General features: G+C 43.5%; 21 protein-coding genes. 6 read left to right on the forward strand and 15 right to left on the reverse strand.

Annotated elements, in window-relative coordinates; all coding sequences use genetic code 11:
• Positions 1–50: 50 nt before the first annotated feature.
• The 15 genes from VB740_RS24695 to VB740_RS24765 all read right to left on the reverse strand — a co-directional run bounded on the left by VB740_RS24695 (position 51) and on the right by VB740_RS24765 (position 20,797).
• Entirely contained in the window at positions 51–1,415 is a 1,365-nt protein-coding gene (locus tag VB740_RS24695; protein ID WP_323202517.1) for an efflux RND transporter periplasmic adaptor subunit, read from the reverse strand.
• 68 nt (positions 1,416–1,483) lie between these two features.
• Positions 1,484–2,731, reverse strand: a complete 1,248-nt coding sequence (locus tag VB740_RS24700) for a glycosyltransferase family 2 protein (RefSeq protein WP_323202518.1) — start codon at positions 2,729–2,731, stop codon at positions 1,484–1,486.
• 87 nt (positions 2,732–2,818) lie between these two features.
• Positions 2,819–4,027, reverse strand: a complete 1,209-nt coding sequence (locus VB740_RS24705) for a glycosyltransferase family A protein (RefSeq protein ID WP_323202519.1) — start codon at positions 4,025–4,027, stop codon at positions 2,819–2,821.
• An 18-nt stretch (positions 4,028–4,045) separates the two neighbouring features.
• Positions 4,046–5,179 (reverse strand): glycosyltransferase family 2 protein, encoded by a 1,134-nt coding sequence (locus VB740_RS24710; RefSeq protein WP_323202520.1) that lies wholly within the window; start codon positions 5,177–5,179, stop codon positions 4,046–4,048.
• A 12-nt stretch (positions 5,180–5,191) separates the two neighbouring features.
• Complete coding sequence (locus VB740_RS24715) at positions 5,192–6,364, reverse strand: glycosyltransferase (protein ID WP_323202521.1); 1,173 nt, start codon at positions 6,362–6,364, stop codon at positions 5,192–5,194.
• Between the two features lie 29 nt (positions 6,365–6,393).
• On the reverse strand, positions 6,394–7,533 hold the full coding sequence (locus VB740_RS24720; protein WP_323202522.1) for a glycosyltransferase family 1 protein: 1,140 nt from the start codon (positions 7,531–7,533) through the stop codon (positions 6,394–6,396).
• Between the two features lie 64 nt (positions 7,534–7,597).
• Positions 7,598–8,800: a hypothetical protein gene (locus tag VB740_RS24725; protein WP_323202523.1), complete on the reverse strand. Its 1,203-nt coding sequence runs from the start codon at positions 8,798–8,800 to the stop codon at positions 7,598–7,600.
• A gap of 2 nt (positions 8,801–8,802) precedes the next feature.
• A complete protein-coding gene (locus tag VB740_RS24730) occupies positions 8,803–9,984 on the reverse strand; it encodes a hypothetical protein (protein WP_323202524.1) in 1,182 nt (393 codons plus the stop codon).
• Positions 9,974–10,615 (reverse strand): acyltransferase, encoded by a 642-nt coding sequence (locus tag VB740_RS24735; RefSeq protein ID WP_323202525.1) that lies wholly within the window; start codon positions 10,613–10,615, stop codon positions 9,974–9,976. The genes VB740_RS24730 and VB740_RS24735 overlap by 11 nt, the downstream gene beginning before the upstream one ends.
• Entirely contained in the window at positions 10,615–11,214 is a 600-nt protein-coding gene (locus VB740_RS24740) for an acyltransferase (RefSeq protein ID WP_323202526.1), read from the reverse strand. Before VB740_RS24740 ends, VB740_RS24735 begins: the two co-directional genes overlap by 1 nt.
• Before the next feature lie 143 nt (positions 11,215–11,357).
• Positions 11,358–13,163: an ABC transporter ATP-binding protein gene (locus tag VB740_RS24745; protein ID WP_323202527.1), complete on the reverse strand. Its 1,806-nt coding sequence runs from the start codon at positions 13,161–13,163 to the stop codon at positions 11,358–11,360.
• A complete protein-coding gene (locus tag VB740_RS24750; protein WP_323202528.1) occupies positions 13,160–14,950 on the reverse strand; it encodes an ABC transporter ATP-binding protein in 1,791 nt (596 codons plus the stop codon). Before VB740_RS24750 ends, VB740_RS24745 begins: the two co-directional genes overlap by 4 nt.
• 207 nt (positions 14,951–15,157) lie before the next feature.
• Positions 15,158–15,712 carry a hypothetical protein gene (locus tag VB740_RS24755; RefSeq protein WP_323202529.1) on the reverse strand — a complete coding sequence of 185 codons (555 nt, stop codon included), beginning with the start codon at positions 15,710–15,712 and terminating at the stop codon, positions 15,158–15,160.
• Between the two features lie 23 nt (positions 15,713–15,735).
• Entirely contained in the window at positions 15,736–17,799 is a 2,064-nt protein-coding gene (locus VB740_RS24760; RefSeq protein ID WP_323202530.1) for a glycosyltransferase, read from the reverse strand.
• Positions 17,800–18,424: 625 nt separating this feature from the next.
• A complete protein-coding gene (locus VB740_RS24765; protein ID WP_323202531.1) occupies positions 18,425–20,797 on the reverse strand; it encodes an NACHT domain-containing NTPase in 2,373 nt (790 codons plus the stop codon).
• A gap of 515 nt (positions 20,798–21,312) precedes the next feature.
• Here VB740_RS24765 and VB740_RS24770 point away from each other — a divergent pair.
• From VB740_RS24770 to VB740_RS24795, 6 genes are all read left to right on the forward strand, one after another.
• Positions 21,313–21,531 carry a hypothetical protein gene (locus VB740_RS24770; protein WP_323202532.1) on the forward strand — a complete coding sequence of 73 codons (219 nt, stop codon included), beginning with the start codon at positions 21,313–21,315 and terminating at the stop codon, positions 21,529–21,531.
• 104 nt (positions 21,532–21,635) lie between these two features.
• Positions 21,636–22,661: an SDR family oxidoreductase gene (locus VB740_RS24775; protein WP_323202533.1), complete on the forward strand. Its 1,026-nt coding sequence runs from the start codon at positions 21,636–21,638 to the stop codon at positions 22,659–22,661.
• Positions 22,661–23,230 (forward strand): dTDP-4-dehydrorhamnose 3,5-epimerase, encoded by a 570-nt coding sequence (gene rfbC, locus VB740_RS24780; protein WP_323202534.1) that lies wholly within the window; start codon positions 22,661–22,663, stop codon positions 23,228–23,230. The genes VB740_RS24775 and rfbC overlap by 1 nt, the downstream gene beginning before the upstream one ends.
• A 48-nt stretch (positions 23,231–23,278) precedes the next feature.
• Positions 23,279–24,559: a class I SAM-dependent methyltransferase gene (locus VB740_RS24785; RefSeq protein WP_323202535.1), complete on the forward strand. Its 1,281-nt coding sequence runs from the start codon at positions 23,279–23,281 to the stop codon at positions 24,557–24,559.
• A 53-nt stretch (positions 24,560–24,612) separates the two neighbouring features.
• Positions 24,613–25,473 carry a glucose-1-phosphate cytidylyltransferase gene (locus tag VB740_RS24790; protein ID WP_323202536.1) on the forward strand — a complete coding sequence of 287 codons (861 nt, stop codon included), beginning with the start codon at positions 24,613–24,615 and terminating at the stop codon, positions 25,471–25,473.
• A 107-nt stretch (positions 25,474–25,580) separates the two neighbouring features.
• On the forward strand, positions 25,581–26,234 hold the full coding sequence (locus VB740_RS24795) for a PIG-L deacetylase family protein (RefSeq protein ID WP_323202537.1): 654 nt from the start codon (positions 25,581–25,583) through the stop codon (positions 26,232–26,234).
• Positions 26,235–26,287 lie beyond the last annotated feature (53 nt).

The raw sequence follows: 26,287 nt of genomic DNA on the forward strand, positions 1-26,287 counted from the left end.
TTTTAGGAGAGAGACTTTGAATTTTCCCCCTTCCCGCGACGAGTTGGGGGTTAGGAGGTTAGGTTTTTGGTGGACTTTTCTAGATAACGTGAAAAGTCAGGGGGGCAGAGGGGCAGAGGGGAAAAACTTACTGCAACTTCTCCCCTGCTACCCTGCTCCCCTGCTCCCCTGCTCCCCTGCTCCCCTGCCTTAACTGGCAGTCCTGGCTTGAGTTGCGACTCAGAGGGCGGTATTATGACCTGTTCGCCAGGTTGCAAACCAGAGGTTACTTCTACAGCCATTAACCCCTCTAATCCCAGATTAATGGTGCGTTTTTGGGCTTGATTTTGGCTATCCCGAACCCATACAAAAGGACGTGCTTCCGATCGCACAATAGCATCCGTCTTCAAAACTACTACGTTCTGCCGTTGCTGCAACACAATCTCGACATTTACCCTACTGCCAGGGAGCAGTGTACGAATAGGAGTATCAAGCCAAATCGTTGCGGGTACTGTTGGTTGATCTGATTGTTTTGGACTGCTACCGTCTTGTTTTTGGTCTTCAGCAGTGATTGCTTGAGGATACAAGCTTTGCACGCGTCCAGAGAAAGTCTTTGCATTAGGCCCGATCGCATTAATGCGGGCAAGTTGGTTGACCCGGACTTGAGCAGCGTTGAGGGTAGAAAGCTGGAGTTTCACTAGTACTTTTCCTGGATCGCCCAGGGTGAGCAGATTAGTACGCAACTCGACTCCATCACCGTCCTCTACATTGACACCCAAGACTACGCCATTCAATGGTGCAGTCACAATATTATCTTGAAGTTGCTGCTGAATAAGTTGGCGCTCCAATTGCAAAGTCTGAATTTTGAGGGCGGTTGTACGTACCTCTGCTTGAGTATCTCGCAGGCTAGCCCGAGCAACGCGCACCGCGTCTTCCTGCGCTTGGGCTTGTTGTTGGGCAATAGCTCCTTCTCGCACCAGGGGAGTAAGCCTTTGGAGTTGTCGTTGCTCGGCTGTTAATCGTTCTTGGGCTTCAACAATTTTCTGGCGACTACGTGCTAGGTTGAGTTGTTCTCGTTGAATTTCCAACTGCTGATTGGCAAGAGCAATTTTTCGCTCAGGGTAGCGCAGGGTGAGTAGCACTTGACCAAGTTTTACCCTGTCACCAGGTTTTACCATGACTCGTTCTACTGCGCCCTCTTTTGGGGACTTCAAAATCCGCTGTTCGCGCAACTCAACAGTACCGCTTTCATTGATTGTGGTTTCAATATTACCTCGCTCCACAGTTAGCAAACGGACTGCTACTGGTTCAGGAGGTTGGTTCAGAGCGAAGAAGTAGGTTAGCCAACCGCCAGCGCTAGCTAAAGCTAAAACTCCTGACCAGGCTAGCCATCGACTTGGGATATTAAATTTATCTTTTTCATATTTCCAGTTCATGACAACTCGATCCAGTGAGTTTGCAGTTAATTACAAGCGAGCGCAAAGTGGGCGGGGGGCAGGGGGTTTTATTCTGGCGATATAATTAACGTTGGAGAATCTCGCAGCCAGAGATCGAATACAACGAGGCGACTGTTGTCCAAAATGCGGCGGAAATTTGATCTGAGATAATTTTGCAGACCAGAGTAATAATCAAGCCACCAAAATGCTGGCCATGCAATGACCATGAAACTTGCTCCCGCTTGACGCATTCTTTCAAGTTCCCGGATGCCCATTTCGTCATCCAGTGGCGCTCCCCAGTACTGACCCTCATGTTCGAGGAAGGGCAGAGCATCGAATTTTGGCAGCATCTCACAACCCCATTGATTTTCATCGACCAAAATCAAACGCTTCCCTGCTGGAATCACAGATGCAATTTCCTGCATAGCAATTTGTAGCCGTTCTGACCAACTCAAATTAAGTTCAGGTATCAGTTCAGATGTCAACTCACTACGGCGCATATTTAGATACAACAGGCGCTCTGCTAGCCACTGACGATAAGATGCATCCTCTGCAAGCGATGACTGTAACAAATAAGCGATCGCATCAGTACGTTCTGCGATCGCAGCCAGCGATCCTGTTCCCCCAGAGCCGAAGTTCAGCTGGGAATCCTGTTCAGCGTGAGACCGGAATTGAGCCAGCGTTTTCGGTATAAAGAAAAGATCGAATTGCGCTGCTATCCGCAAGTATAGGTTTAAATCTAGCAAGTACTTAGAGTGGGGCGTGTCGTATCCCCCGACTGCTGCCAGTGCATCAGCGCGAAACATGACAGCTGCACAAAAGAGCAAAATCCATTTTCGCCCGTCAACAATTTGGTGAACAAAATCTAATCCGTCGATGAACCCCTCTAGAAAGTTACTTGAAAATCTTCTGCTTTTGTCTTCTAAGAAAGCACCATTATTGTCAATCACTTCAATTTGGCCAACTGAAAAACCAACATCTGGATGGTTATCTAAGGCTAAGACGGATTCGCTAATAAAGTTAGGTAGTACTATATCATCGTCCGGCAAGAAGCTGAGATAGCAACTAGAGTTAAGCTCAATAGCTCGTTGCCAATTGCGAAATAATCCAATATTAGTTTCATTACGCACGTAAGTGATGCGCGGATCTGCAAACGAGCGAACGACTGCTTCTGTATCATCGGTAGAAGCATTATCTAATACCAGAGCTTGGAAATCTGAATAGTCTTGTGATAAGACGCTTTGAAGGCTAATTTTTAATAAATCTGAGCGATTGTAGGTTGGGATGGCGATAGTCACTTTGGTTTGATATTTCATATCCTTGCTACTCACCCTCTGTTTGGTAATAACGCCCGCGTAAGAAATTTAAAGACAAGCTTATATTTAAGTTATTAAGTCCAGTTTTCATGACCAGAGATCGAACACAATCAGGCGGCTGTTGTGCAAAACACAACGGAAATTTGAATTGAGATAATTGCGTAGCTGTGAGTAGTAATCTAGCCACCAGAAGGCGGGAAATCCAATGACTATGAAGCTTGCTCCCGCTTGTCGCATTCGTTCGAGTTCCTGAATGGCAGTTTGGTCGTCAGGTGGAGCGCCCCAGTAATCACCGTCGCGTTCGAGGAAGGGAAGGAAATTAGATTGAGGTAGAATCTCGGAACTCCACTGATTCTCGTCAACCAAAATAAAACACTTTCCTGCTGGAATCGTGGCTGCGATCTCCTCAATGGCAATCTGTTGCCGTTCTGACCAGCTAAGATTGAGTGCGGGTATTAGTTGAGATGTAAACTCACTGCGACGCATACTGATATGCAATAGGCGCTCTGTTAGCCACTGACGATAAGATGCATCCTCTGCACGCGGTGACTGTAACAAAAAAGCGATCGCATCAGTACGTTCTGCCATCACAGCCAGCGCTCCTGTTCCACTAAGGGAGTGAAAGCTTACCTGGGAATCCTGTTCAACGTGAAACCGGACTTGAGCCAACTCTTTGGCAATAAAGAAGAAATCGAATTGCACCGCCATCCGCAAGTATAGGTTCAAGTCTAGCAAGTACTTAGAGTGCGTGATGTCGAATCCCCCAACCGCCCTGAGGGCAGAAGCGCGAAACATCACTGCACTGGTACGCAAAATCCATTTTCGCCCATCAACAATTTGGTGGATGAACTCTAGACCGTCGATCAGCCCTTGTGGCAAGTTGTCTGAAAATTCTGTGCCTGTTACCTGTAGTAGAACACCATTAGTGTCCATAAATTCAGCTTGGGCAGCCGACATACCAGCATGAGGATGGTTGTCTAATGCTAGGACAGACTCGTGAATGAAGTTGGGCAGCAGTACATCATCATCCGATAAGATGCTGAGATAGGGGCTAGTGTTTAGCTCAACACTCCGCTGCCAATTGCCAAATATGCCAATATTGACTTCGTTGCGTACATAAACAATTCGTGAATCCGCGAATGAGCGTACAACTGCCTCTGTATCGTCGTCAGAAGCATTATCTAATACAAGCACCTGGAAATCTGGATAGTCCTGTGCCAATGCGCTTTGCAAACTAGTTTTGAGTAAATTTGACCTGTTGTAGGTTGGGATTGCGATCGTAACTTTGGTTTCCATATTCATGCCCAGGCAGCATCAAGCTAAAGTGTGTAAATCAAAGACAACCAAGCGTTCATTTTCCAAAAGACAACGAAACTTAGTACGCAAATAGCGAACGAATTCAGCATAGTAGTCAAGCCACCAGAAGGCAGGCCAGGCAAACACGATGCAACTTGCGCCTTCACGGTGCAGTCGCTCAAATTCCTTAATTGCTACGGTATCTCCACTAGGAGGCCCCCAATACACACCCTCTTTTTCTAGAAAAGGGATCGCTTGGCAATTTTCAAGTAGCTGATGATGACCCAATTCGTCCATGTCAACCAAAATATAATTCTGCCCTTGTGCAATCAAAGAGCCTAACTCTTTACCTAACTCGACCATCCTCTGAAGATATTTGTGACAAGAATCTTCTTTATATTCAAATGCATCATTAACTTTAATGCCTTGTTTGTGTAAATATTCCCGTAGAACTTTCTCTTCATAATAATAGTGGCTAAGTCGCCAGCTATAAGTACGCTTGTTTGTGCCATTATGACCATGAATGCGGTATAACGACTGATACTCATTAATCCGCCTGATACTGCCGGAAAAAGGAGCCAAAAAGCCGAGGTATGACTCTGCATTTAATCGATAGTTAGTCTCAGGCATAGGTAAGATTTTCTCTAAATAGCTGCGTAACCAAACGTTACCGCTAGTAGGTGGAAAAGTATGACCTTCTAAACCATATTTAAGCTGCTCATTGTACAAATTACCTTCTGGTAAAATACCTTCACAATCAACTTTTTCTAGTAAGTTGCTATTAATATCAATCACACGCAAGGGCCAATGAACCTTAACTGCATCTGGATCGTCACACAAGCTTTTAACTGCTCTTTCAATAGCACTCGGTAGCAAAACATCATCTGAATCCAAGAAGCATATAACCTCACCATAACTAATAGCAAAACCAGCATTAAATGCAGATGCTTGTCCACCATTATCTTTTAAGACAGGAACAATTTTTTCTCCATAACTGGCAATGATTTGTTGTGAGTTATCGGTTGAACCATCATCAACTACGATGATTTCTGTAGGCTGATAGATTTGATTCAGGGCACTTTCAATTGCCTCGGACAGAAAAGATCCATAGTTATAATTGGTAATAATAATACTGGCTAGAATTTTTTGCATATACTTTTCCCTTTATCCTAAGTCAAACACAATTACATAATCGTTTTTTAATAAATAAGGAAACTTTTGACGCAAATAGTCATGAAATCCAGTAAAGTAGTCTAGCCACCAAAAAGCCGTCCAAAAGAAGACAATTGCATATACCTCAGTTTGGTGCAATCGCTCAAATTCTTGAATTGCCACATTATCATCTGTGGGAATTCCCCAATAATGTCCGTTGCGTTCAGTAAAGGGAATAGTCTGAAAACCTTCAATGATTTTGTTGCCATTTAGGCAATCTTCATCGACTAAGATGAAAGATTTTTCTGCTGAGATTACAGCCTTCAGTTCCTCCCTCAACTCATACAGATGGCCAATGCGATTGCGCTCTTCCACGAAATATAAATCTGCCGTCATTTGAGCTAAATTCCACTTTTTTTGAATCTCATCTAACTCCTTGGCAGCTTGTTGAATATCCCATCTTTTAAAGAAATAATCGAGGTTATCACGTTCTGGAGGAAAAGGATGCCAGAAATGAATAACAGACTTAGGTTCAAACACAACTGGAATGTTAGAGTTATACAAAGCCATACTAGAATCAATCCAATCTAAATAGACGACATCATCAAAAGGCATGACTCGATCGAAAACACTTCGACGGTAAAGTTGACAATGAACCTCTCCAGATAACTCTATCTTTCGGCGATGGCAACCTTGATCGAGCTGTTGATCGCCTGTAGCTGGCAGAATTTCCAACTTGATCCCATCCGTCGTTTGTATTGAATGAACCTGTCCTAAGTTTGGGTCCCAGTGAATTTTAGTTGCACCCAAACCGCCCTCGATAATACGGGGAATGGCCACATCGGCTGGATGTTCTTCGCAAGCCTGGATGAGATAAGATAGCCAATTCTCTTCTACGAGAACATCATTCTCGATGAAACACAAGAAATCATCATTAGGGTTAGATTCCTGAATTACCAGATTTCTTGATTGGTTAGGCATCAAATAATAATCTTTATAAATGACTTTGACATTGCTACGCTCCGCAAGCACCTGTTCAATTTGCTTCCAGTAAACTTCAGGAGTGTTGCAATTTATCACAATTAAATTAAAAGGAATATGCGTGTAGTCAAAAATTCGCTGCAAAGATTCCGCAGCTAATGAGAACTGTTCGCGAGGAAAAAATCCAATGGTGACTGTTGGCATATTGATATTCCTAAATTGAATCATGATGATTAATTCATGGCTGCTTCTAGCAGCGAGGACAGAACTTTATGGGAGTCAAAATAATCTTCCGCAATCTTCCGTGCGGCATGACTATGTTTTTCATAGTTAGAGTTGATCGTGTGGACACCGTTCATCGCCTCACAGAGGTCTTGGAAGATTAAAAGTCCTTCTCCGATCGCTAGCCAATCGCTTAAGCCTGTGTCTTGAACTAGAATTGGCCTGCCGGAAGCTAGGTAACAGACGCTGCGATCGCTAAACCAGCCACCTTTGGTAGCAACATAACCCTGTTTTGCGACTCCAAACTCAGCACGGGATGCTTGAACAAATTTCTGGTAAGACTCTGGTGTAAAGGACGCAAGCCATCCGGGAATCACCTCCCAGCCATACTGCGATAGTTCATCAGGAAAGCCGCCGCTCAATGCAATCCGAAACTGCTGTTTGGTGAGTTGCGGTATATCAATAAACTTTAAAAACTCTTTATCCTTATTGCCGTAGGTAATTCCTTCGTATACTACCTCCCGATAACTGTGCCACTGCATAATCGAACTGAAGTGGGTGGTGTCATTGTCTTCAATTACTGGCCAGTAAGGCAGTGCTACTGGAGGTAATGTTTTTAGCCAATCTCTACCGTTTGCGGGGATAAGACAGTCTTGGGCATCAATGCGTTGCCCAATCGTGAACAGGCGATCGCAACGTTCAATCGTCTGTAATAATTCCGAATTACCGCTAGCAATATTAATCTGAGTAAAACCGGGATCTGCATCAATATAGATGCGGCGCTGCGGCCATCCATACTCATCTCTCCAAACAGCAAGTGGTGAGCCACGGACAATCATTAAATCAGCCTTATTGCAGATGTCTTTAAACTCGTCAATCTCCATTCCGACTGAATGCTCGTCAGTTCGGTAAATCCACTTGTTCTTAAAACCAAGCGGTTCTAGGCAGTTTTTAATATAATTTGTCGGATAGTCTAACTCCGTCGTGATTTGCTCGGTTTCCCAGTTGTAAACCCACGACATCGATCCACATTCTTCCAAATAGAAAATATCATGTCCAAGGGCACGCAGACCCAGAAGGTATTGCAGGTCAGACCAGGCGTTGCCCCCTATGGGAAATCGACCGATAGCACTAGCAAAAATTATAATCATCCTATTTTAAATTTATTAATTAATTAGATGTATTAGCTGATGATTTCTCGTTCTCCATAGGCAGTCAGACTGGAAATGGAGATAGATAAGGTGTGTTCATATTTAAAACTGTCTCCAGTAGTCGAGGTAGCACCACTTTGTAACTGAAGAATCGCTCGGCTAATTCCTCTGCTGCTTGACAGTGAGACTGATAATTTGCATTGACGCGCTCGATACCGCCGACAGCTTCCTCCAAGGATGAAAACGCCAGCACACCTTGCCCCGTCGGCAGCCAATCGCTAAATCCGGTATCTTGTAAAATGACGGGACGACCAGCAGCGAGATAGCAGACAGTGCGATCGCTAAACCAACCGCTACGGGTTTTGACATAAGCTTGTTTGGCAACGCTAAACTCCCCACGGGAGCTAGTCAGATAAGTTATGTAGGTTGACAAACTAGCGCTAATTTCCTTACCATCTCGAATTAACCAGCCTGCTGCCTGTAGAGATTTTGTAACCTCTGCTATTTCTGCATCCTTGCCAGCAAGAGCAAGTTCGAGTTTTTGCGAACAGTAGCTAGGGAGTTCTAGCAAGCGCATGAATTCCCGATCTTTCTGTCCATAATGCTCACCTTTGTAAGTCACGCCTCCATAAGCATTCCAATTGGCAATTGTCGTGAATGGTAAATCTGCGCGTTCTTCGCAACTATCTTCGGGAATGACTATCGAGCTTTTCCATATCTCTGGCACAACAGGCGGTACAGTGGGGAGCCATTCAATTCCATCACTCGGTATACCGCAATTGGGTTGTCCAATATTAACGCCATAACTAAAGTAGGCGTGATATTCATTGCGCCCCTCGGCAGCGAATGTCCCAATCTGGGTAAAGAATGGGTCCATATCGATTAATACTCGATGTTTGCACAAAAGAAATTCAGGTAGCCAGCAAACTCCACCGATATTCAATAGCAAATCCGCTGTCTTGAGCATCTGCTTTATTTCTTGCCAATCTGCACCGTAGACATCTCCTGTATCCCGATTTACATAGCAGACTGTTGCATTCACGCCATAATTGTGTATGAGCTTTTGTACTGCGTGAAGTCCAAAGCCGGGGTCATCAGTGTAATTGTGGGCGATGGGGTTATAGCAAGACTCAGGCCAGCCGCTTTCCTCTAAGTATAAGATTTCATGTCCCAGATGATGTAGCCCTAAGACATAGTGAAAGTAGGCTAAGAGATTGCCAGCTACTGGATGTCGAATCATATATCCGCAAACAACAATGCGTGCCATGCTTATAACCCCGCTCGTTCCATAAGACTGCCAATCACTTTCTCTGCGGCAAAGTACTCTGAGGCAATTTCACGGGCAGCCTGACAATTGCCTTCGTAGTCGCTTTCGATCGCATCCACTGCCGCCACAATATCTTCCATAGTGTTGAATGCAAATAATCCCTTCCCGGTGGGCAAGAACTTGCTAAACCCTGTTTCTTGGGTGATTACAGGACGCCCTGCTGCTAAATAGCAGGCAGAGCGATCGCTAAACCAACCACTATGCAGTCGCGTGTATTGATCTTTTGCTACAGTAAATTCACCGCGCGATCGCTGGATATAATTGCGGTAAGAATTCAGATTTTGGGAGAGTTCAATTGAGTCTACCTGACTCCAACCGTGTTTTTGCAGCAGGTATCGGACATCCTGACTTACATCAGCAGCCGCAATCTCAAATTGCACTGAGCGCTGGTGCGGCAGATCGATAAATTTTTCAAACTCGCGTGCCTTTCGCCAGTAATAGGTTTCACCCTGATAGGTAATATCTTTACCTCCCTTGTTGTCCCAGGTGGTAATGGTGTTGTAAGCTATGCCTGCCGTGTTATCTGACGTTTGCCACAAGTCTGTTGCGATCGGTTGACGAGTCGGCAACCACTGAAAGCGGGAAATTGGGACTCCACAATCAGGCGCACCTAGATTTTCCCCAAAGCTAAAGTGTGTATCATGGGCTTCCAGATCGGTAATTAAGGTTTTGTCTCCGTGAACAACCCGTATCTGAGATCCAACTGGATCGGACTCAACATAGATGCGGCGACGACAAGCCAAATGCTCCTCACGGATTTCTTGAGCGCCAGTTACATTCAAAAATGCGTCTGCTTCCTTATATAGGTTGAGGATTTGGGCTTCGCTCATCCCATAACACTCACCCCCTGGATAGTGGCCGCGAAATGCCCAACGCTCTTTAAAGCCATAGGCCTCCAAAATTGGTGCGACTCGCTTAATGTTCTCAGTAGCGTCTGGAGATAAGTCGTTAATTAGGGGGTTGTAAACCCAGCGTCCTGAATCTTCGATGTAGTAGGGATCATAGCCGAGTTGACGCAGCCCAAGCATATAGTGGAGAAATTGATAAGTTACTCCTGCTAGGGGATACCAAAACAAAATCCCAAAGACAATAATTTTTCCCTTAGTGGGAAGTTCACGATTCATACTCGCTACCTCCTACTTTCTGCCTCCTGCCTTCTGCCTCCTGCCTCCTGCCTCCTGTCTCTAACTGCCGAACGATCCGGGCAGGATTGCCAGCCACAACGGTATACGGTGGAACATCCTGGCTAACAACAGATCGCGCACCAACGATCGCCCCTTCACCGATTGTTACCCCTGGCAAAATACAGGAATCGAATCCAATCCAGACGTTATCTTGAATCCAAATTGGTTGGGCTGGGACATCGGCGTTAGAGAATTGAGAAAGTTGACACGATGCTCGTTCTAAAATTTTTCGTCGCTTGGCAATGTCGAATGGTAAGCGGTAGGTATCCATGAGGACGACTTGCCAGGAGATTAAAGCATAATTGCCAATCTTCAATTCGGCATCGCAGACGACGCGGACACCGTGAATCAATGCGTATTCCCCCACCTTTACCTGAGCGCGGGAACCCAGGTCGAACATAGTATCTTTATATACGGCAGAACCTTTACCCAATCGTAGTCCTACTGGCAATTGGCTGCGGTAAAGTTTAAAGCTGAGACTAGTTTCAATATAAGTGTCGTCTCCTAAAACAACATTGTCGGGAATTGTTCCCGGATACCAGTCCCAAGGTAATGTTCGTGTGGCATCCATTAGGCTTCTACCTCCCCAATCACCTGGGCTGGATTGCCCATCACCCTGCTACGGGGCGGTATATTCCGTGTCACCAATGCCCCAGCCTCAATCCAAGCTCCCGCACCGATGCGAACTCCTTTGAGGATCGTGACATTGGGGCCAACCCAAACATCATCCTCGATAATCACCGGCTGGCGCATCACAGGAGGGCGGAGGCGTCCTTTTCCTAGAGGAGAGCAGGCGATCGCATCTGCAATTCTTTCTGCTGGTGCGATCGGATGAAAGTCAGTATCAGCGATCGTGGTATTCCATCCCAAAACCACATAGTTGCCGATGCAAATTTCTTGTTCGCAAAGCAGGATGACACTAGTCAAATAGCAATAGTTTCCAATTTCAACCCTAGCAGCTTTGCCCAACGCAAAGTGGACATAATCCAACGTGCAGTTTTCTCCGACGAGCAGCGCCGGGTTGACGCGGCTCTGAAAGCGAGCAAAACAGCGCTCATCATGGTTGATAATACTGTTGAGTCCCACCTGGACATTGGGTGGAAGAGCTATTGTTTGGCAATCGGGTGGCTGGTTGGTTAAATCATTCACAATTTCAGGGGAGCGCTGCATGTTGTAATGCGAATCAAGATGGGTTGTTAGGTTTTGGAAAATGGGTATAATTTCGTAATAAAATTAATCAATAAGTCAGTGTTTTAATCCTCGGATATTTTTGACAATTGCTGTAGTTACCTGTTTTAAAATGCTTGAAGTTTCTAAACTGATGCTGGTTGTGTTGAGCCGAAGTGTAATTTATACAATCTCTTGTAATAACCACTAACTGCTAGCAACTCCTCGTGAGTTCCCATCTCTACTACTTTCCCCCGATCCAAAACTACGATTCGGTCGGCTCGTTGAATTGTCGAGAGGCGATGGGCAATAATAAACGTAGTCCGTCCTGCCATCAGTCGCTCTAATGCTTCCAGCAAGAGAAACTCGGTTTGAGCATCCAGGGCGGAGGTGGGTTCATCCAGAATTAGCACTGGAGCATCCTTGAGGAGGGCGCGGGCGATCGCTAACCGTTGTTTCTCGCCTCCTGAAAGTGTGGCTCCGCGCTCACCAATTACCGTGTCATACCCTTGGGGTAATCGTTGAATAAAGGTGTCAGCATTCGCAGCTTGGGCAGCTTTGACGATCGCTTCGCGGCTAGCATTAAAGCAGCCATAGGCAATGTTCTCAGCAATAGTTATCGGCAGCAAAAACGGCTCTTGCAATACTAGAGCAATTTGCGATCGCAGGCTTTTCAGTTGCACATCTCGTACATCCACCCCATCAAAGAGGATTCGTCCCTGCCAGGGGTCAAAAAAACGCAGAATCAGAGAGACTAGGGTAGTTTTGCCAGCACCCGTTGCACCTACGAGTGCGATCGTTTCTCCTGGTCGCGCTTCTAAGGTAATTTCTTGGAGGACGGGATAGTTAGGTTCGTAACCGAAGTTGACTTTCTCTAAACATACATGTCCGCACGCTCCCGTTGGATGAGTAGGCAATGGTCTGGCACCAAGGGCATCCTGCACCCCGTCTTGAGTATCCAAAACCTCTAGAACTCTCCGAGCGCTAGCTGCCGCTGTCGCAAAACTAGACGATATATAAGCCAGAGTCGCCATCGGCACGTACAGGGATGCGAGATAGGAGAGGAAGACTAATAAAGAACCAATTGAGAGTGACCCATCTAGAACTTGAAAGCCACCGTAACCCATGATTCCTGCTGTTCCAACTGCGGTTACTCCTCCCACCCCAACCTTGAATTGCATTTGGGCGAGGATAGAGCGTACATAAGCTCGGAGGGCTTTTTGAGACAGGTCGTGAAAGCGCTCATCTTCGTGTGTTTCACGTCCGAATGCTTGAATAATTGGTAACGCTGTCAGGGTCTGCTCGCTCAACGCCACGATCTCACCTTCAAATTGTTGATACTGATAGGTTCGTTCAGTCATGGGCTGGTTAAAAACCCAAATTAGTAACATTATTAAAGGAGCAATCATTAATGAGAGCAGTGAAAGGAAGCGATTAATCTGCCACATCACGGCGAACATTGCGACCAAACTCACCACAGAAGTAAGCACGGGCAGAAAAACCCCCATCGCCAGATTCTGAATACACATGCTGTCAGTCATGACTCGCCTAACAAGATCGCCAGCCCTCTGTTGGTTGTGGAATCTCAAAGAAAGATGCTGTAAGCGATCAAACAGTGCTGCTCCCAAGTCATAAACCATCTGGCTGCCAACACCAGCTCCAACATATTCCTGGATCAGCCGAACCCCTTCACCAGATAAAAATAGAACGATTGTGGCACCTGCTAACCAACCGAGCAACTGAACGTTGGATTCACTGCCAGGCAAGGTTTTGAGCCAAACAACGCTATTTGGCAGCGCTTGGTTGTTCAGGACGCAATCAACGATCAACTTCAAAGGCCAGGGTTTGAGTACATTCAGCCCGACATTAATCAGCATTAGCAGCATGACAAAGGTGAGTCCGCGCCAACGAACCAGGGCGTAACGTGCTAGTCGCAGCCACCACCGTTTCATAAAACGACCTCCTGCGGCGGTTTGGAAAACTGCAAGGAGTGCAAACGATGGTAGAAACCAGAGACAGCCAGCAACTCTTGGTGCGTTCCCATCTCCACAACCTTTCCCTGCTCCAGAACCACAATCCGATCTGCTCGTTGAATCGTTGAAAGTCGATGGGCAATGATAAATGTAGTCCGGCCTGCGATCAGGCGATCTAAAGCTTCCAACAGTAAATTCTCAGTTTGGGCATCCAGGGCAGAAGTAGGTTCATCGAGAATCAGCACTGGCGCATCCTTGAGCAGGGCGCGGGCGATCGCTATTCGCTGTTTCTGTCCTCCAGAGAGGAGTCCTCCTCTTTCACCAATCAGGGTGTCATACCCTTGGGGCAACTGTTGGATGAAGTCGTCTGCCTTGGCGGCTTTGGCTGCTGCAACAATCTTCTCTAGGCTTGCTTCTGGACACCCGTAGGCAATGTTCTGCGCCACCGAAAGGGGCAGCAAAAACGGCTCTTGCAGCACCAGAGCAATTTGATCGCGCAAGCTTTTCAGTTGCACATCTCGGACATCCACCCCATCAAAGAGAACTCGTCCCTGCCAAGGGTCAAAAAAGCGGGGAATCAGGGAAACCAGTGTACTCTTACCAGCACCTGTCGCGCCTACTAGTGCGATCGTTTCTCCCGGTCGCGCTTCTAGGGTAATTTCTTGGAGGACGGGATAATTCGGTTCGTAACCGAAGGTGACTTTCTCTAAACATACGTGTCCGCGTCCTCCCAACGGACGATCTGGCAATGGTCTGGCATTAGGGGCATCTTGCACGCCATCTTTAGCATCCAAAACCTCTAACACTCTATCTATATTGGCATCTACAGACTTCAGACTCCCATAGATGCCAAACAGACCCTTAAATGCTCCTTGTATAGACTGTAAATATGCTAAGAAGACGAGGAGGCTACCGATACTCATAGCCCCCAATAACACCTGCTGCCCGCCCACATACAAAACGATCGCAGTACCAATCGTTGTCACAGTACCATTTGCCACACCGTAAACGCTCTTGAGCAGAGTTTCGCGTTGTGAGAGAACAACTGCGTCTGCCGCTAAATGCTCAAACTGCCGAGTATTGTAACTCTCTCTACCAAATGCCTGAATCATGGGAATTGCTGTGACCGTTTGGTGGACAAAGCTGGTGAGGCGGGACTGGGCTTCGCGGTTAAGTTTTGTCCGGCGCTTGAGTCGGGAACCAAAAACAAGGGCTGAACCGCCCATCAATGGTGCTACAAAAAGCGAAAGCAGTGTTAGTAAAGGACTCAAATTCCAGGCGACGATGCTAATAGTTGCTAGCGTTAGCAGGTATTGCACAGGTGAAATCAGCAAAGCACTGCTCAAGGTGTAAACGCAATAGGTATCTCCAGCCAGACGGCTGAGGGAATCACCGACAGTCCGCTGGCTATGGAACAGCAGTGAAAGGCGTTGCAAACGATAGAACAGTTTCTGGGCCAGTTCGTAGACCATGCTTTGCCCGGCAGCACTCCAGGCCCAGTTGAGGCTAGTTTCTAGGATAGCGTTTAGAGCATAAAGTCCAAGGCTACAAACAGCGGCGACAACGACTAGTAGCGGCGGTGTGAACCCCAAGTTAAAAGTCCCCAAGAATGAGCGAATCAGTGGGGGGATGACTGCCTGTCCAAAAGCATAATCCACCAGGATTTTCATTGGCCAAGGTTGAAGTGTGGCGGTGGCTGAAGCGCCAGCCGTGAGACCGAGGATTGTGATTATGGCGCGCCACTGGCGCAGTGGATATCGGAGCATCTGCCCGTATCGATGCATTATTGCTTTGATCTCTTGCCTCACTTACAGATTTACCTCCCGTCTGGCCATTTGCTTACTGGAGTACCAAGACGTTATACCAATTCGCAATTCGCAATTCGCAATTCGCAATTCGCAATTGAGAAATTTAAATGCAGCAAGGCAATCCTTGCTTACATCTGTTGCCTTATTTTAGAGAATTGGTATTAGTCATGGCTTTTGTGCGACCGAATTGTTGCTGTTGGGTTGTATTGGCAGTAAGTATACTTTTTTGGCAATAATCTCCAGTACTTGATAGAGAATACGCCCCAACTGGAAGTTCTGATATAAGATGAATGCGGTGTTGAGCATACCTGCTGCAATTGTGACCGTTGCTACTTCTGGCATTCCCAGAACGATCGCCACAATTGCGAACAGACAATAGCCAACTATAGCCATAATGGCTAACTGTGACATTCTCAGGGCACACCGCACCCTCAAAACTCTTTTGTTACCTCCATGATTTTCAGTGCATACTTTCAGCTGAACTTTTGACCAAATTCCCTGGTAAATCTCTAAATCCCAGTCGCTCCAGCCTTGATCCATCGCAATGAAATACTTGCAAGACAGGAGTAAATCCATTACCTTTTGCAGCAGATTCTCCTTCTCTATTCCTGCATCTGTCCAATAGGACAACTCATAGGCGCGATCGCGCCAGGAAATATGTACTCTGTGCGCTGGCGAATCAAACTGAATTAAATCTGCTTGAGTTAGTGTTTGAGTCATTTTTTTAATGCTTCTATTTTTATTTACAGTTCATCAAACTTCATCGGCTCGGCTTGCTTAAGTTCTTTGATTCGCCATTTGTAGCGCTCTATACTACGTACAATCGGCCCCAAGTAAATCAGTAGCGCCACAAGCAACCGTGCCCTTCTTTTGAGAAAACGAGAGTCAATCCGCGCTTGTATAGCACCAGCTACACACCAGCTAAAAGAGATGAGGAACATTACTACACCCAACCACGGGCGATCGCCAGACAAAAGCGCAGACACAAATAGGATTAAAGCTGCGACATTCCACTCCAATGTCAGGGGCAGGTAAGATATGACAGAGGAAGAAGGCTCGTACAAGGTTTGAAACAGACCCCGACCAAACACCCCGGAGTAGATAATTGGTTGACCAATACGAAGAAATGTAGATAAATCTCCGTAGATTCTCCCTAACCAAGAAGGCTGTCCCAGAAGGTTAAAGCGGTAGGGATGCTGAAAATAAACGAGTGCTTCTGCCTTGCCATAACCTTGCTGCTGTTTGAGATAGGCAGCTACTGTGTTACGGCGAAAGTGCCATACGATTGCCGTTGGGCTAAAGCCAATGGTGTAACCTTGATCTTGCACTCGCCAGCAGATATCGACATCATCACCAGCAGTCCGAAATATTGGGTTGAAGCCGTTAATTTCTTCTAGAACCTCCCGACGAAAAGCCATGTTGCAGCCAGCAATATGTTCGGCTACCTCATCACTCAAAAGTATGTGGGTAGGTACGCCGGGAGAGACAGCAACGCAGGCGGGAACAAGAGAGTCCTCCGGGGGAGATAAGTTTGGCCCACCGACGGCAGCGACATCAGAGGAGAGAAACTTGGCGACCAGGTAGGTGAGCCAGTCTGGATCTGCCATACAATCAGAATCGGTATAGGCGATAATCTCGCCAGTTGCGGCGGCCATACCAACGTTGCGGGCGACACTTAATCCCTTGTTTTCTTGGCTAATTAAACGTACATAGTCGTAACTCTGAGTAATTTCGAGAGTGCGATCGCTCGATCCATCATTAACTACAATGACCTCATAGTTGGGATAATTCAGTTCTTTGAGAGAAGCTAGACAACTATCCATCGTGCGTTCAGCATTGTACGCGCATACAATCACTGAGACTTTGGGATACTCAGGTAGCGCTGGCGGTAGAGGCGCTGTGTAATACTGCTGAACTGTCTCAAAAGCGGGCTTTTTGAGCCGTTCGGCGTCAACTAGACCAAAAGCCCAATCCTGTATGGCATATCCGCCGGTAAACCATTCATCTGTCCAAGAAAATATTATTGTCCCGGCTGCTCCCATCTCAAAACTAGATGACAGCTTTTGAGAGAGAATTTCGGCTTGGGCTTGGGTTCCTTCACGCATTGAGTCAACGCCAAACTCACTCAGCACAAGAGGTTTATCCTCAGCTAAGTTATGGAGTCGTGAGAGGTAGCGACGAAAATCTGTTTCCCGATGCAGGTAAACGTTAAAGCATGAGAAATCAGTAAAGTCAATATTTAAATACTCTGTAGAGGGGTAATTGGCATAGCTCACCAAACCTTCGGAATCGCTGTCTTTTGCTACCGCCATTAACTCTTTAATAAAAGCCCGAACTGGTTTTGCTCCATGCCATCGGACAATATCTGGAGGAATCTCATTGCCTACCAAATAGGCAAAGGTGGCGGGATGACCCCGGCAAACTTTAACACCTTCAGCAATGCAGTTACGGATTTCTCCTTTTACAGCAGAAGAGTCGAGGAAGGCGATATGCTGAGACCAAGGTATACCAATTAACAGCCTCAGTCCATAGATTGCAGCTAGATCCAAAAGCCAATCAGGTGGAACAGTATAGGTACGCAGACAGTTAGTTCCCATTTCTGCCATCAAGGCGAAATCTTTTTCCACAACTGATTTTTCTGGAAAAGACTCACCGTGGCTACCGATGCAAAAAGGGCCGTAACTAACTCCTTTAAGAAAAAACTTTTTATCCTTAATAAAGAAAAACTTCCCTTTTACTGTAACTGCCTCGCCTTGTGCAAGTGGTTCAGCACAGAAGCCAGAAGGTGTTGAAGTCAAGTTTCGCAAATTACCCCCGACAATTCACTGCAAATTTATTTCCTTGCTGCTGAAACGCTACGTCAGTTTGCTGAAAAAGGGAAACACACATATACTTAGCTCAGTAACGAATTCGCAACGTATTTTTGCGTTACTAACACCACAATCGCTATTAATTAACAGTCTTGTAATGCTTACAAGTCTGTCAGGAGTGTGTTTGCGATCGCGTTTACGGGAATGTATAAATTAACGTATACTTTCTGTCTACTTTTGTATCAAGTCTGGCTAATAGTCAAAGTATAAATACCCTAACTCAGCAACTATAGCAATCCTAAATCATTCGTGAAAAGTTAGATCCCCGACTTCTTAAAGAAGGAATCTGGATACTGCGAATTTTCACAAATCAGATAGGATTGCTATAGTGTTGCTGAGTTAGGGTGAATCCAGCGAAATTACCCAGAGAAAGACTTTCGCGTAGCGCTTGCTCCTTAGCACTTGTTGTAGCTTGCCAGGAATGCAGCACTTACAGCAGTTTATTTTTTAACTTGAGGTACATCTTGGTTAAGGCACAATACGGTTCAGATAAGCTTTTATTCTCCTCCCCCTACCTCAAAACCCATAGCTTTGTCCTTCATACAAAGGAAAACTGTTGTAATTACAACACCCAAATATGGCGATTTACCTCATCAATGCCTAATCCATAATTATTTAATGTTTTATGGGTGGGTAACAATAACGTTCCCAAAATATTCTCTGATAGGGCAGGAGTTACTTTATAAGCACTCTTGAGGCAATCTACTAATAACTCGTTGGCAGTGTAGTACTGCTTGAGTATTTCTTTGCGCTGCTCGCTGAAGTGCCATTGATGACCAATGTTGCGACACCGAACTATCACTAACCTCAATTCATTAGCCCAAGTTTGACCGTTAGCATTCCACCATTCTTTTAACTTTTCTCTGCCTTGAACTGGGGTGGGTAATTGTTCTTTAAGTTTTTGCAAATGACGCTGTAATTCAGGGTTACAGACAAGAGTTCGGTCATCAGGGAGAGCAAAGCTTAAAGCCAAAACTCGATCCAAAGTCGGCTCGTAAGGCAGGGCAAGGCTTAAGTGAAGGGCACACTGAAGAGCTATATCTAGAGCTAAATCAGTGGTAAGATTACTAGTAAGCCTGAGATCGATGCCAAGGGAAAAAGCTAAGTCATGAGTCAAGCTCAGGTCGTCGAGAAGTTCTAGTGTTAGATAAAAGGCACGAATAGCTACTTTTTTATGGGTAGACTGAACTGAAAGAGACTTATGATCAAGCCAGTTAAAGAACTTTTGTAATTGCTTATCAAAGCCGACAAGCCGATCAATATGTTGCTTAATCAATTGCAACAGACAAGTGGGATTATCTAACATCCCAGCGGTTAGTAAAAATATTTTGCGCCAACGTGGTTCACTCAAATGGCTAACCAGTTCAATTAATTTTTTTTCTATTTGTGGGTTGGGACTGGTAACAATATTTCTAGCTGTTAAATACTCCTGAAAAGCTATATGCGAGAACGAGTAAATTCCCTGCGCCTGCTCTATGAGTAATCCATGTGTCTCAAGCAATTTCAGCACTGCTTCACTGTTTAGTTGCAGTACCTCCGGCTCAGTTTGGGATATGGGTAAGTTACAGAGGTAGTCCATAATATATTCTTGGACATTACTTTGTGTGAAAAAGTAATTACCTTGGTTAAAGGTAATAGCAGCAATTTTACTCAGCAGTCCAAGCTTCTGAGGTAAAGACAAATGAGGATAAGTTTCATTTCGTTTAATGTTCCTTACTTTGTCCCAGCGATTGAGCAAAATGTCCAATCCTTGCTTATAAATTTCGACCTTTCTAACTGGAAAGTCTGAGCGGGCTTGAAATATACAACAAGCCAGATTAAGCAAAAGTGGTCTTACAGCTAATTCTCGAATTTGTTGATTTTCCAACAACTGTAATTTTTGTACGAATTTACACGCTAAGGCTTTTCCTTTTTCTATAGAATTCTTGCTAACATTGACAAACCAATTTTGGGCAAAAGCCTCAATTTGGGAGCAATCAAAATCAGCAATTTCAACATCGGTGAATTCCTCAAAACGATATTGTTGGTAGCCAATACGACATGTAATAATTAACTTGTTCTTGTAATATTTTTCAGCCAAACGGTGAATTTTAGTGATGATTTTAGCATTATCATCTTCTGGAATTTCATCTAAGCCATCCAGCAGAATTAATATTCTGCCGTCAACTAGTAATGTTTGGATTTCTTGGTCTGAAGCACCGTAACCAGCAAGCTCTTGACTAATATAGTTCAATAAACTGTAATTTCCGGTTTCTCTAGCATCCTCAGCAAAGTTTTTCAAGCGAATAAAAATAGGTATCCGGTCTGATAGTAATTTGCCTTGATTGCATTGCATGGCAATATACTGTAAAAATGTGGTTTTACCAGATCCGGGTTTACCTAGTACCATTAGTTTGGGATAGTTAATAACTGCTTGTATTGCAGAGACTCGTTCTTGATAAAGTTCATTAAAACCAAAATAGTCGAACTCTTCTGGTATAAACTCTTGTAAATCGAGGATATCTAACCATCTTCGACTTGTAATATTATTCAATATATTAGTACTGACATAAATTTCTTCTAGTTGAATTGGTTGAGCAATATCTAACAATCGCGTAGTGGCACATTGGGATTCAATCTTATCACTTAGACGCAATCGCAACATTTGCACCAAGGTTTCGATATTTTGGCAGTTTTCCCATTCCTGGTTGTTTTCTGTCAGTAGCCTCTGATCCGGTAGTTGAGCAATATCTTCCCAATCTAAACCGAGTTGAAAGCAGATTTCTATAAAGTTATGACGTTCAATCGGCTTGCCTGTAAAAAATTTCCAGATTGGCTGACGAGTCTCAAGCCCTACTTCATTAGCTAAATACTCTTGAGTCCACTCTCTGATTTTAAAAGCCCTTTTTGCCTTTATAATGCCTACAGTAGATGCTTTCAACGAACGTCGTGCCATAAAGCAGTTTTTGGATCTCCAGTGATGAATTTAATAAACTAATAAATTAATGATTGCTCATTAATCATTAGTTTATTAAATTATGTCATTTTAAGGTTTGAGTTTCATCGACTTTTTTCTAATAACTGAAAAAAATATTGTAATTAGCGTAGCTAATGTAGTTTTATTAATATTCATCAACATGATTAGTTTATTAAACTTATCTAAATTAGTTCGGGTAGGTCGGGGATTTCCTCCATCTTATGGCTTATTCTTTTTTATTTTCTCAGATAAAAATGGGTTGCAGTTTGCAGCATTTGTTTTATTTAAATACTATAAAGATTTCATGACAGCTATGAAGATTTCATAAAAAGTAGGAAAAGTAGGAAAAGTAGGATAGAGCAAACTCAGATGATAGAGACTTCCAGAAAATAAATTATTTCATTTTTTCTTAAAAAGTTGTTTATTGAAACTGCATCTCAATTATCAAAACAGAATTCAGAAGTCAGGAGCCAGAATTCAGAATTGAATTCTGTGTGAAAAAGCGGATAGCGGCGGCGGCAAGCGAGTCATCGAGCGTCTTGATTCTGACTCTTGAATTCTTCTTCAATCTTTGGAAGTCCCAATATAACTTATACATCAAGTCATACATTTTCCTGAACGCGATCGCAAACACATCTATTACACAATTGATATTTATATTAAGAGATTGTGCTAGTACCACAACATTAGGCACAGTCGAGACAGTCTTGTAAGCGATTCTTCATGCGAGGTAGCTCGTTTTGATGAAATGGTTTTGTAGTTAAGTCAACAAAGGTTTTTTACAGAACCAAGCTCTACCTATCGGGATTTGACATCCATGAAAATACTGTTAACTGGAACTGAAGGCTATATTGGTTCTTTATTAGCCCCAATCTTGATGCAACACGGTCATGAAGTTATCGGGGTTGACACAGGATTCTACAAAGTTGGTTGGCTGTACAACGGTACCGAACTCACAGCCAAAACTCTTAATAAAGATATCCGCCACATCACAGTTGAAGATTTACAAGGTGTTGAGGGAGTCGTTCATTTAGCTGAACTTTCCAATGATCCCGCCGGACAGCTACGCCCTGATGTTACTTATGAAATTAACCATCAAGGCTCAGTTCGCCTTGCCCAACTAGCTAAAACAGCTGGTGTGCGTCGCTTCGTCTATACGTCTTCGTGCAGTGTCTATGGCGTTGGTACTGATGAGTATGTTACGGAAGAGTCTCCTGTCAACCCCCAAACGGCATATGCTGAATGTAAAACTTTGGTAGAGCGAGATGTCAAGTTATTAGCTAACGATAGTTTCTCTCCTACCTTTTTGCGGAATGCTACCGCCTACGGCGCGTCTCCCAGAATGCGCTTCGATATTGTGTTAAATAACCTGTCTGGGCTGGCATGGACGACTAAAGAAATCAAGATGACAAGCGACGGTACTCCTTGGCGGCCGCTAGTTCATTTGCTAGACATTTGCAAAGCAGTTGTATCTACGCTTGAAGCCCCGCGCGACATTATTCACAACCAAATTTTCAATGTGGGTGACACTGCTAGTAACTATAGAGTCAAAGAAATTGCTGAAATAGTAGCTGAAGTTTTTACTGGATGCCAGCTTTCTTTTGGTGACACTAGTGCTGATAACCGCAGCTATCGAGTTTCTTTCGAGAAGATTAACACCAGACTACCGGGATTTAAGTGCGAGTGGAATGCAGTTAAAGGTACTCAGCAATTATTTGATGTATTTACTGCTATCGATATGTCAGAATCCACTTTTTTATTTAAAGGATTCACTCGCTTGAAGCAACTGGAGTATCTGATTCGCACTCAGCAAATAGATCAAAACTTCTTCTGGAATAACTAATGCTATTCACAGAAACTGCACTCAAAGGCGCATTCGTTATTGACATAGAGCAACGGCAAGATCCTCGTGGCTTCTTTGCTCGTACTTTCTGCACTCAGGAATTTTTGGCTTACGGTTTAAAGCCAACAGTTGCCCAATGCAATTTGGCTTTCAACCACAAAAAGGGGACTCTCCGGGGTATGCATTATCAAGTTGCTCCGGCAACCGAAGTAAAGTTGGTTCGCTGTACTCATGGCGCTATCTATGATGTGATTATCGACTTGCGCCCTGAATCTCCTACATATAAGTTACATGTTGGTGTTGAGCTATCAGCCGAGAACCGTAGAGCTTTATACGTGCCTGAAATGTTCGCTCACGGTTATCAGACGCTAACTGATGCAGCTGAAATTGTGTATCAGATGAGTGAATTCTATGCGCCAGATTATCAGTGTGGGCTGCCCTATGACGATCCAGCTTTTGGGATTCAATGGCCTTTACCTGTAAGTGAAATTTCTGAGAAAGATACAACCTGGCCTTCGTTTGAATCTGTTTTAGACTCTAGCCACGCCCAACCAGGCGTGAGGGTGTAAGGGTTCTCATCTACCTCTATCTGCATATAACAGTGTGGGAATTAACAAATGACTACGACAACTCTGCAACCCTCTGTACAAAATGATATAAACGTGAATCGTTGTGGCTGTCGATTCTGTGGGACAACGTTAGAGCACACCTTTGTGGATTTGGGAATGTCACCACTATGTGAAAGTTACGTGACAGCAGAACAGCTAAACCAAATGGAACCTTTTTATCCACTGCATGTCTACGTGTGCGATCGCTGTTTTTTAGTTCAACTTCAAGAATACGTCAGTCCGCAAGATATCTTCAGCCACTATGCCTACTTTTCGTCTTACTCTGATTCTTGGCTACAACATGCCAAAAATTATACCGAAAAAGTAATAGCTCGTTTTGGACTTAACTCCTCAAGCCAAGTATTAGAAATAGCTAGTAACGATGGTTACTTATTACAATACTTTGTATCAAAAGAAATACCTGTTCTGGGTATAGAACCAGCAGCTAATGTTGCTGAAGTAGCGATCGCAAAAGGTATTCCTACAACTGTCAAGTTCTTTGGACAAAACACAGCAGATGAATTAGTTGCCAATGGCAAGCAAGCAGATTTATTAATAGGCAACAATGTGCTTGCTCATGTACCTGATATCAACGATTTTGTCGCAGGCTGTAAAATTTTGCTCAAGCCTGAAGGTGTCATTACTATGGAGTTTCCCCATTTAATGCGACTAATGGAGGGAAACCAGTTTGATACTATCTATCACGAACACTTTTCTTACTTATCCTTACTCACAGTAGAGAAGATTTTTACGGCTCACAATCTAACTATTTTTGATGTAGAAGAAGTATCCACACATGGTGGATCTTTGAGAATTTATGGTTGTCATATAAACGATAATTCTAAATCTATCAGTCAGCAGGTAAAGGAATTAAGAGCAAGAGAAGAAGCAGCCGGATTTATCAACATAGAAAGTTATTTTTCTTTTGCGGAAAAAGTCAAGGAAACCAAGTTTCAACTTTTGGAGTTTTTAATTGCAGCTAAACGCCAAAGAAAATCAATTGTTGGTTACGGCGCTCCCGGTAAAGGTAACACTCTTTTGAACTATTGTGGAATTAGAGAAGATTTTCTTGATTACACTGTAGACCGAAATCCCTTCAAACAAGGTAAATTTTTACCAGGTACTCATATCCCAATCTTTCATCCAAATAAAATTCAAGAAACCAAGCCAGATTACCTGTTGATTTTACCTTGGAATCTGAAAAATGAAGTAATGTCCCAGATGTCTTATGTGCGTGATTGGGGTGGGAAATTTGTCGTCCCGATTCCTGAAGTCAATGTCTATTCTTGAGCAAGAAAGCAACTTGAATTTAATCTGATTTATTAATACCAAAGGAAATCACGATGAAAGTAGTTTTATTTTGCGGTGGTTTAGGAACAAGATTAAGAGAATTGTCTAGCAATATTCCTAAGCCAATGGTTCATATTGGCTACAGACCAATATTGTGGCATGTAATGAAATACTATGCTCACTATGGACACAAAGATTTTATTTTGTGTCTTGGTTATAAAGCAGATGTCATCAAAAATTATTTTCTCCATTATGATGAGTGTATTTCCAACGATTTTACTTTACAAGAGGGAGGTAGAAAAATCCAATTGGTAAATAGTGATATTGAAGATTGGAATATTACTTTTGTTGATACAGGCTTAACTTCAAATATAGGCCAAAGGTTCAAGGCAGTTGAAAAATACTTAGATGGAGAAGAAGCCTTTTTAGCCAATTATAGCGACGGATTAACAGATTTACATCTACCTGACTTAATTGAAGACTTTTATAGACATAACAAAATAGCCAGTTTTCTGTGTGTAAAACCATCGCAAAGTTTCCATTTAGTTTCAACACAAGAAAATGGTTTAGTAAATGATATCCAAAGTGTTCAGCAAGCTGGTATTAGGATAAATGGCGGCTTCTTTGTGTTTCATAAAGATATCTTTAAATATATTGAAGCTGGAGAGGAATTAGTACTTGAACCATTTCAAAGGTTAATCAAACTCAAACAACTAGTAGCTTATAAATACAACGGCTTTTGGGCGTGTATGGATACTTTCAAAGAGCAGCAGCAGCTAGATGATATGTATTGCCAAGGTAACGCTCCTTGGGCAGTATGGAACCTTATTGAAACGAAGGCAAAATATTTGGAATATAGCCGAAATCATCAGTTTACTAATGATTTCATACCAGTTAGTTTGGCTAATAGTTAAATATCCGTCTCTTTTACAGTAGATATCTAGTAAGGGTATCTACTGCAACTTCTTTTTCAAGCAACTATCTTAACCAAACTATTCTCTAAAAAATAAAAATCAGCAATATGCTTAAATTCACCTTCGAGGGAGAAAAAAACTTCGGCTATAAAGTTTTGTGTTTAGGAGCGCATTGTGATGATATAGAAATTGGTTGCGGAGGTACGATATTAAAATTGGTAGAAACTTACCCAAATATTATGTTTTATTGGGTTGTATTTAGCTCAAACTTACAAAGAGAAGAGGAAGCTTATAACAGCGCTAATAGATTTCTAAAAAATTCACATATAAAAAATATACTAATAAAACAATTTAAAGATGGATTTTTTCCTTTTATAGGAATTGAGATTAAACACTTTTTTGAAGAATTAAAACGAGAATACAGCCCTGATTTAATTTTTACTCATTATCGCCAGGATTTACATCAAGATCATCGCTTAATTTCCGAATTGACTTGGAATACATTTAGAAATCATTTAATTTTAGAGTATGAAATCCCTAAATATGATGGTGATTTAGGTAATCCTAACTTTTTTGTTAATTTAAATGAGGAAATTTGCCAAAATAAAATTCAATATATTCTTGAGAGCTTCCCGTCGCAAAATAACAAACAATGGTTTACAGAAGAAACCTTTCTATCAATTCTAAGGCTGCGAGGAGTTGAATCTAATTCACCTCATAAATATGCAGAAGCTTTTTATTGTCGCAAAATAGTTTTTTAGCTCGAATCTTCTACTAGCTAATGTAAGGATTCAGATCAGAGGGTATTAGCAAC

Origin of the sequence: Nostoc sp. UHCC 0251, assembly GCF_034932245.1 — a bacterium.
Taxonomy (GTDB): domain Bacteria; phylum Cyanobacteriota; class Cyanobacteriia; order Cyanobacteriales; family Nostocaceae; genus Nostoc.

Excerpts from the sequence above, each read along its gene's own strand:
- VB740_RS24745 (WP_323202527.1), bottom strand. The coding sequence starts at position 13,163 with ATGAAACGGTGGTGGCTGCGACTAGCACGTTACGCCCTGGTTCGTTGG.
- VB740_RS24725 (WP_323202523.1), bottom strand. The coding sequence starts at position 8,800 with ATGGCACGCATTGTTGTTTGCGGATATATGATTCGACATCCAGTAGCT.
- VB740_RS24720 (WP_323202522.1), bottom strand. The coding sequence starts at position 7,533 with ATGATTATAATTTTTGCTAGTGCTATCGGTCGATTTCCCATAGGGGGC.
- VB740_RS24715 (WP_323202521.1), bottom strand. The coding sequence starts at position 6,364 with ATGCCAACAGTCACCATTGGATTTTTTCCTCGCGAACAGTTCTCATTA.
- VB740_RS24765 (WP_323202531.1), bottom strand. The coding sequence starts at position 20,797 with ATGGCACGACGTTCGTTGAAAGCATCTACTGTAGGCATTATAAAGGCA.
- VB740_RS24695 (WP_323202517.1), bottom strand. The coding sequence starts at position 1,415 with ATGAACTGGAAATATGAAAAAGATAAATTTAATATCCCAAGTCGATGG.
- VB740_RS24705 (WP_323202519.1), bottom strand. The coding sequence starts at position 4,027 with ATGGAAACCAAAGTTACGATCGCAATCCCAACCTACAACAGGTCAAAT.
- VB740_RS24735 (WP_323202525.1), bottom strand. The coding sequence starts at position 10,615 with ATGGATGCCACACGAACATTACCTTGGGACTGGTATCCGGGAACAATT.
- VB740_RS24795 (WP_323202537.1), top strand. The coding sequence starts at position 25,581 with ATGCTTAAATTCACCTTCGAGGGAGAAAAAAACTTCGGCTATAAAGTT.
- VB740_RS24750 (WP_323202528.1), bottom strand. The coding sequence starts at position 14,950 with ATGCTCCGATATCCACTGCGCCAGTGGCGCGCCATAATCACAATCCTC.
- VB740_RS24730 (WP_323202524.1), bottom strand. The coding sequence starts at position 9,984 with ATGAATCGTGAACTTCCCACTAAGGGAAAAATTATTGTCTTTGGGATT.
- VB740_RS24740 (WP_323202526.1), bottom strand. The coding sequence starts at position 11,214 with ATGCAGCGCTCCCCTGAAATTGTGAATGATTTAACCAACCAGCCACCC.
- VB740_RS24790 (WP_323202536.1), top strand. The coding sequence starts at position 24,613 with ATGAAAGTAGTTTTATTTTGCGGTGGTTTAGGAACAAGATTAAGAGAA.
- VB740_RS24710 (WP_323202520.1), bottom strand. The coding sequence starts at position 5,179 with ATGCAAAAAATTCTAGCCAGTATTATTATTACCAATTATAACTATGGA.
- VB740_RS24755 (WP_323202529.1), bottom strand. The coding sequence starts at position 15,712 with ATGACTCAAACACTAACTCAAGCAGATTTAATTCAGTTTGATTCGCCA.
- VB740_RS24785 (WP_323202535.1), top strand. The coding sequence starts at position 23,279 with ATGACTACGACAACTCTGCAACCCTCTGTACAAAATGATATAAACGTG.
- rfbC (WP_323202534.1), top strand. The coding sequence starts at position 22,661 with ATGCTATTCACAGAAACTGCACTCAAAGGCGCATTCGTTATTGACATA.
- VB740_RS24700 (WP_323202518.1), bottom strand. The coding sequence starts at position 2,731 with ATGAAATATCAAACCAAAGTGACTATCGCCATCCCAACCTACAATCGC.
- VB740_RS24775 (WP_323202533.1), top strand. The coding sequence starts at position 21,636 with ATGAAAATACTGTTAACTGGAACTGAAGGCTATATTGGTTCTTTATTA.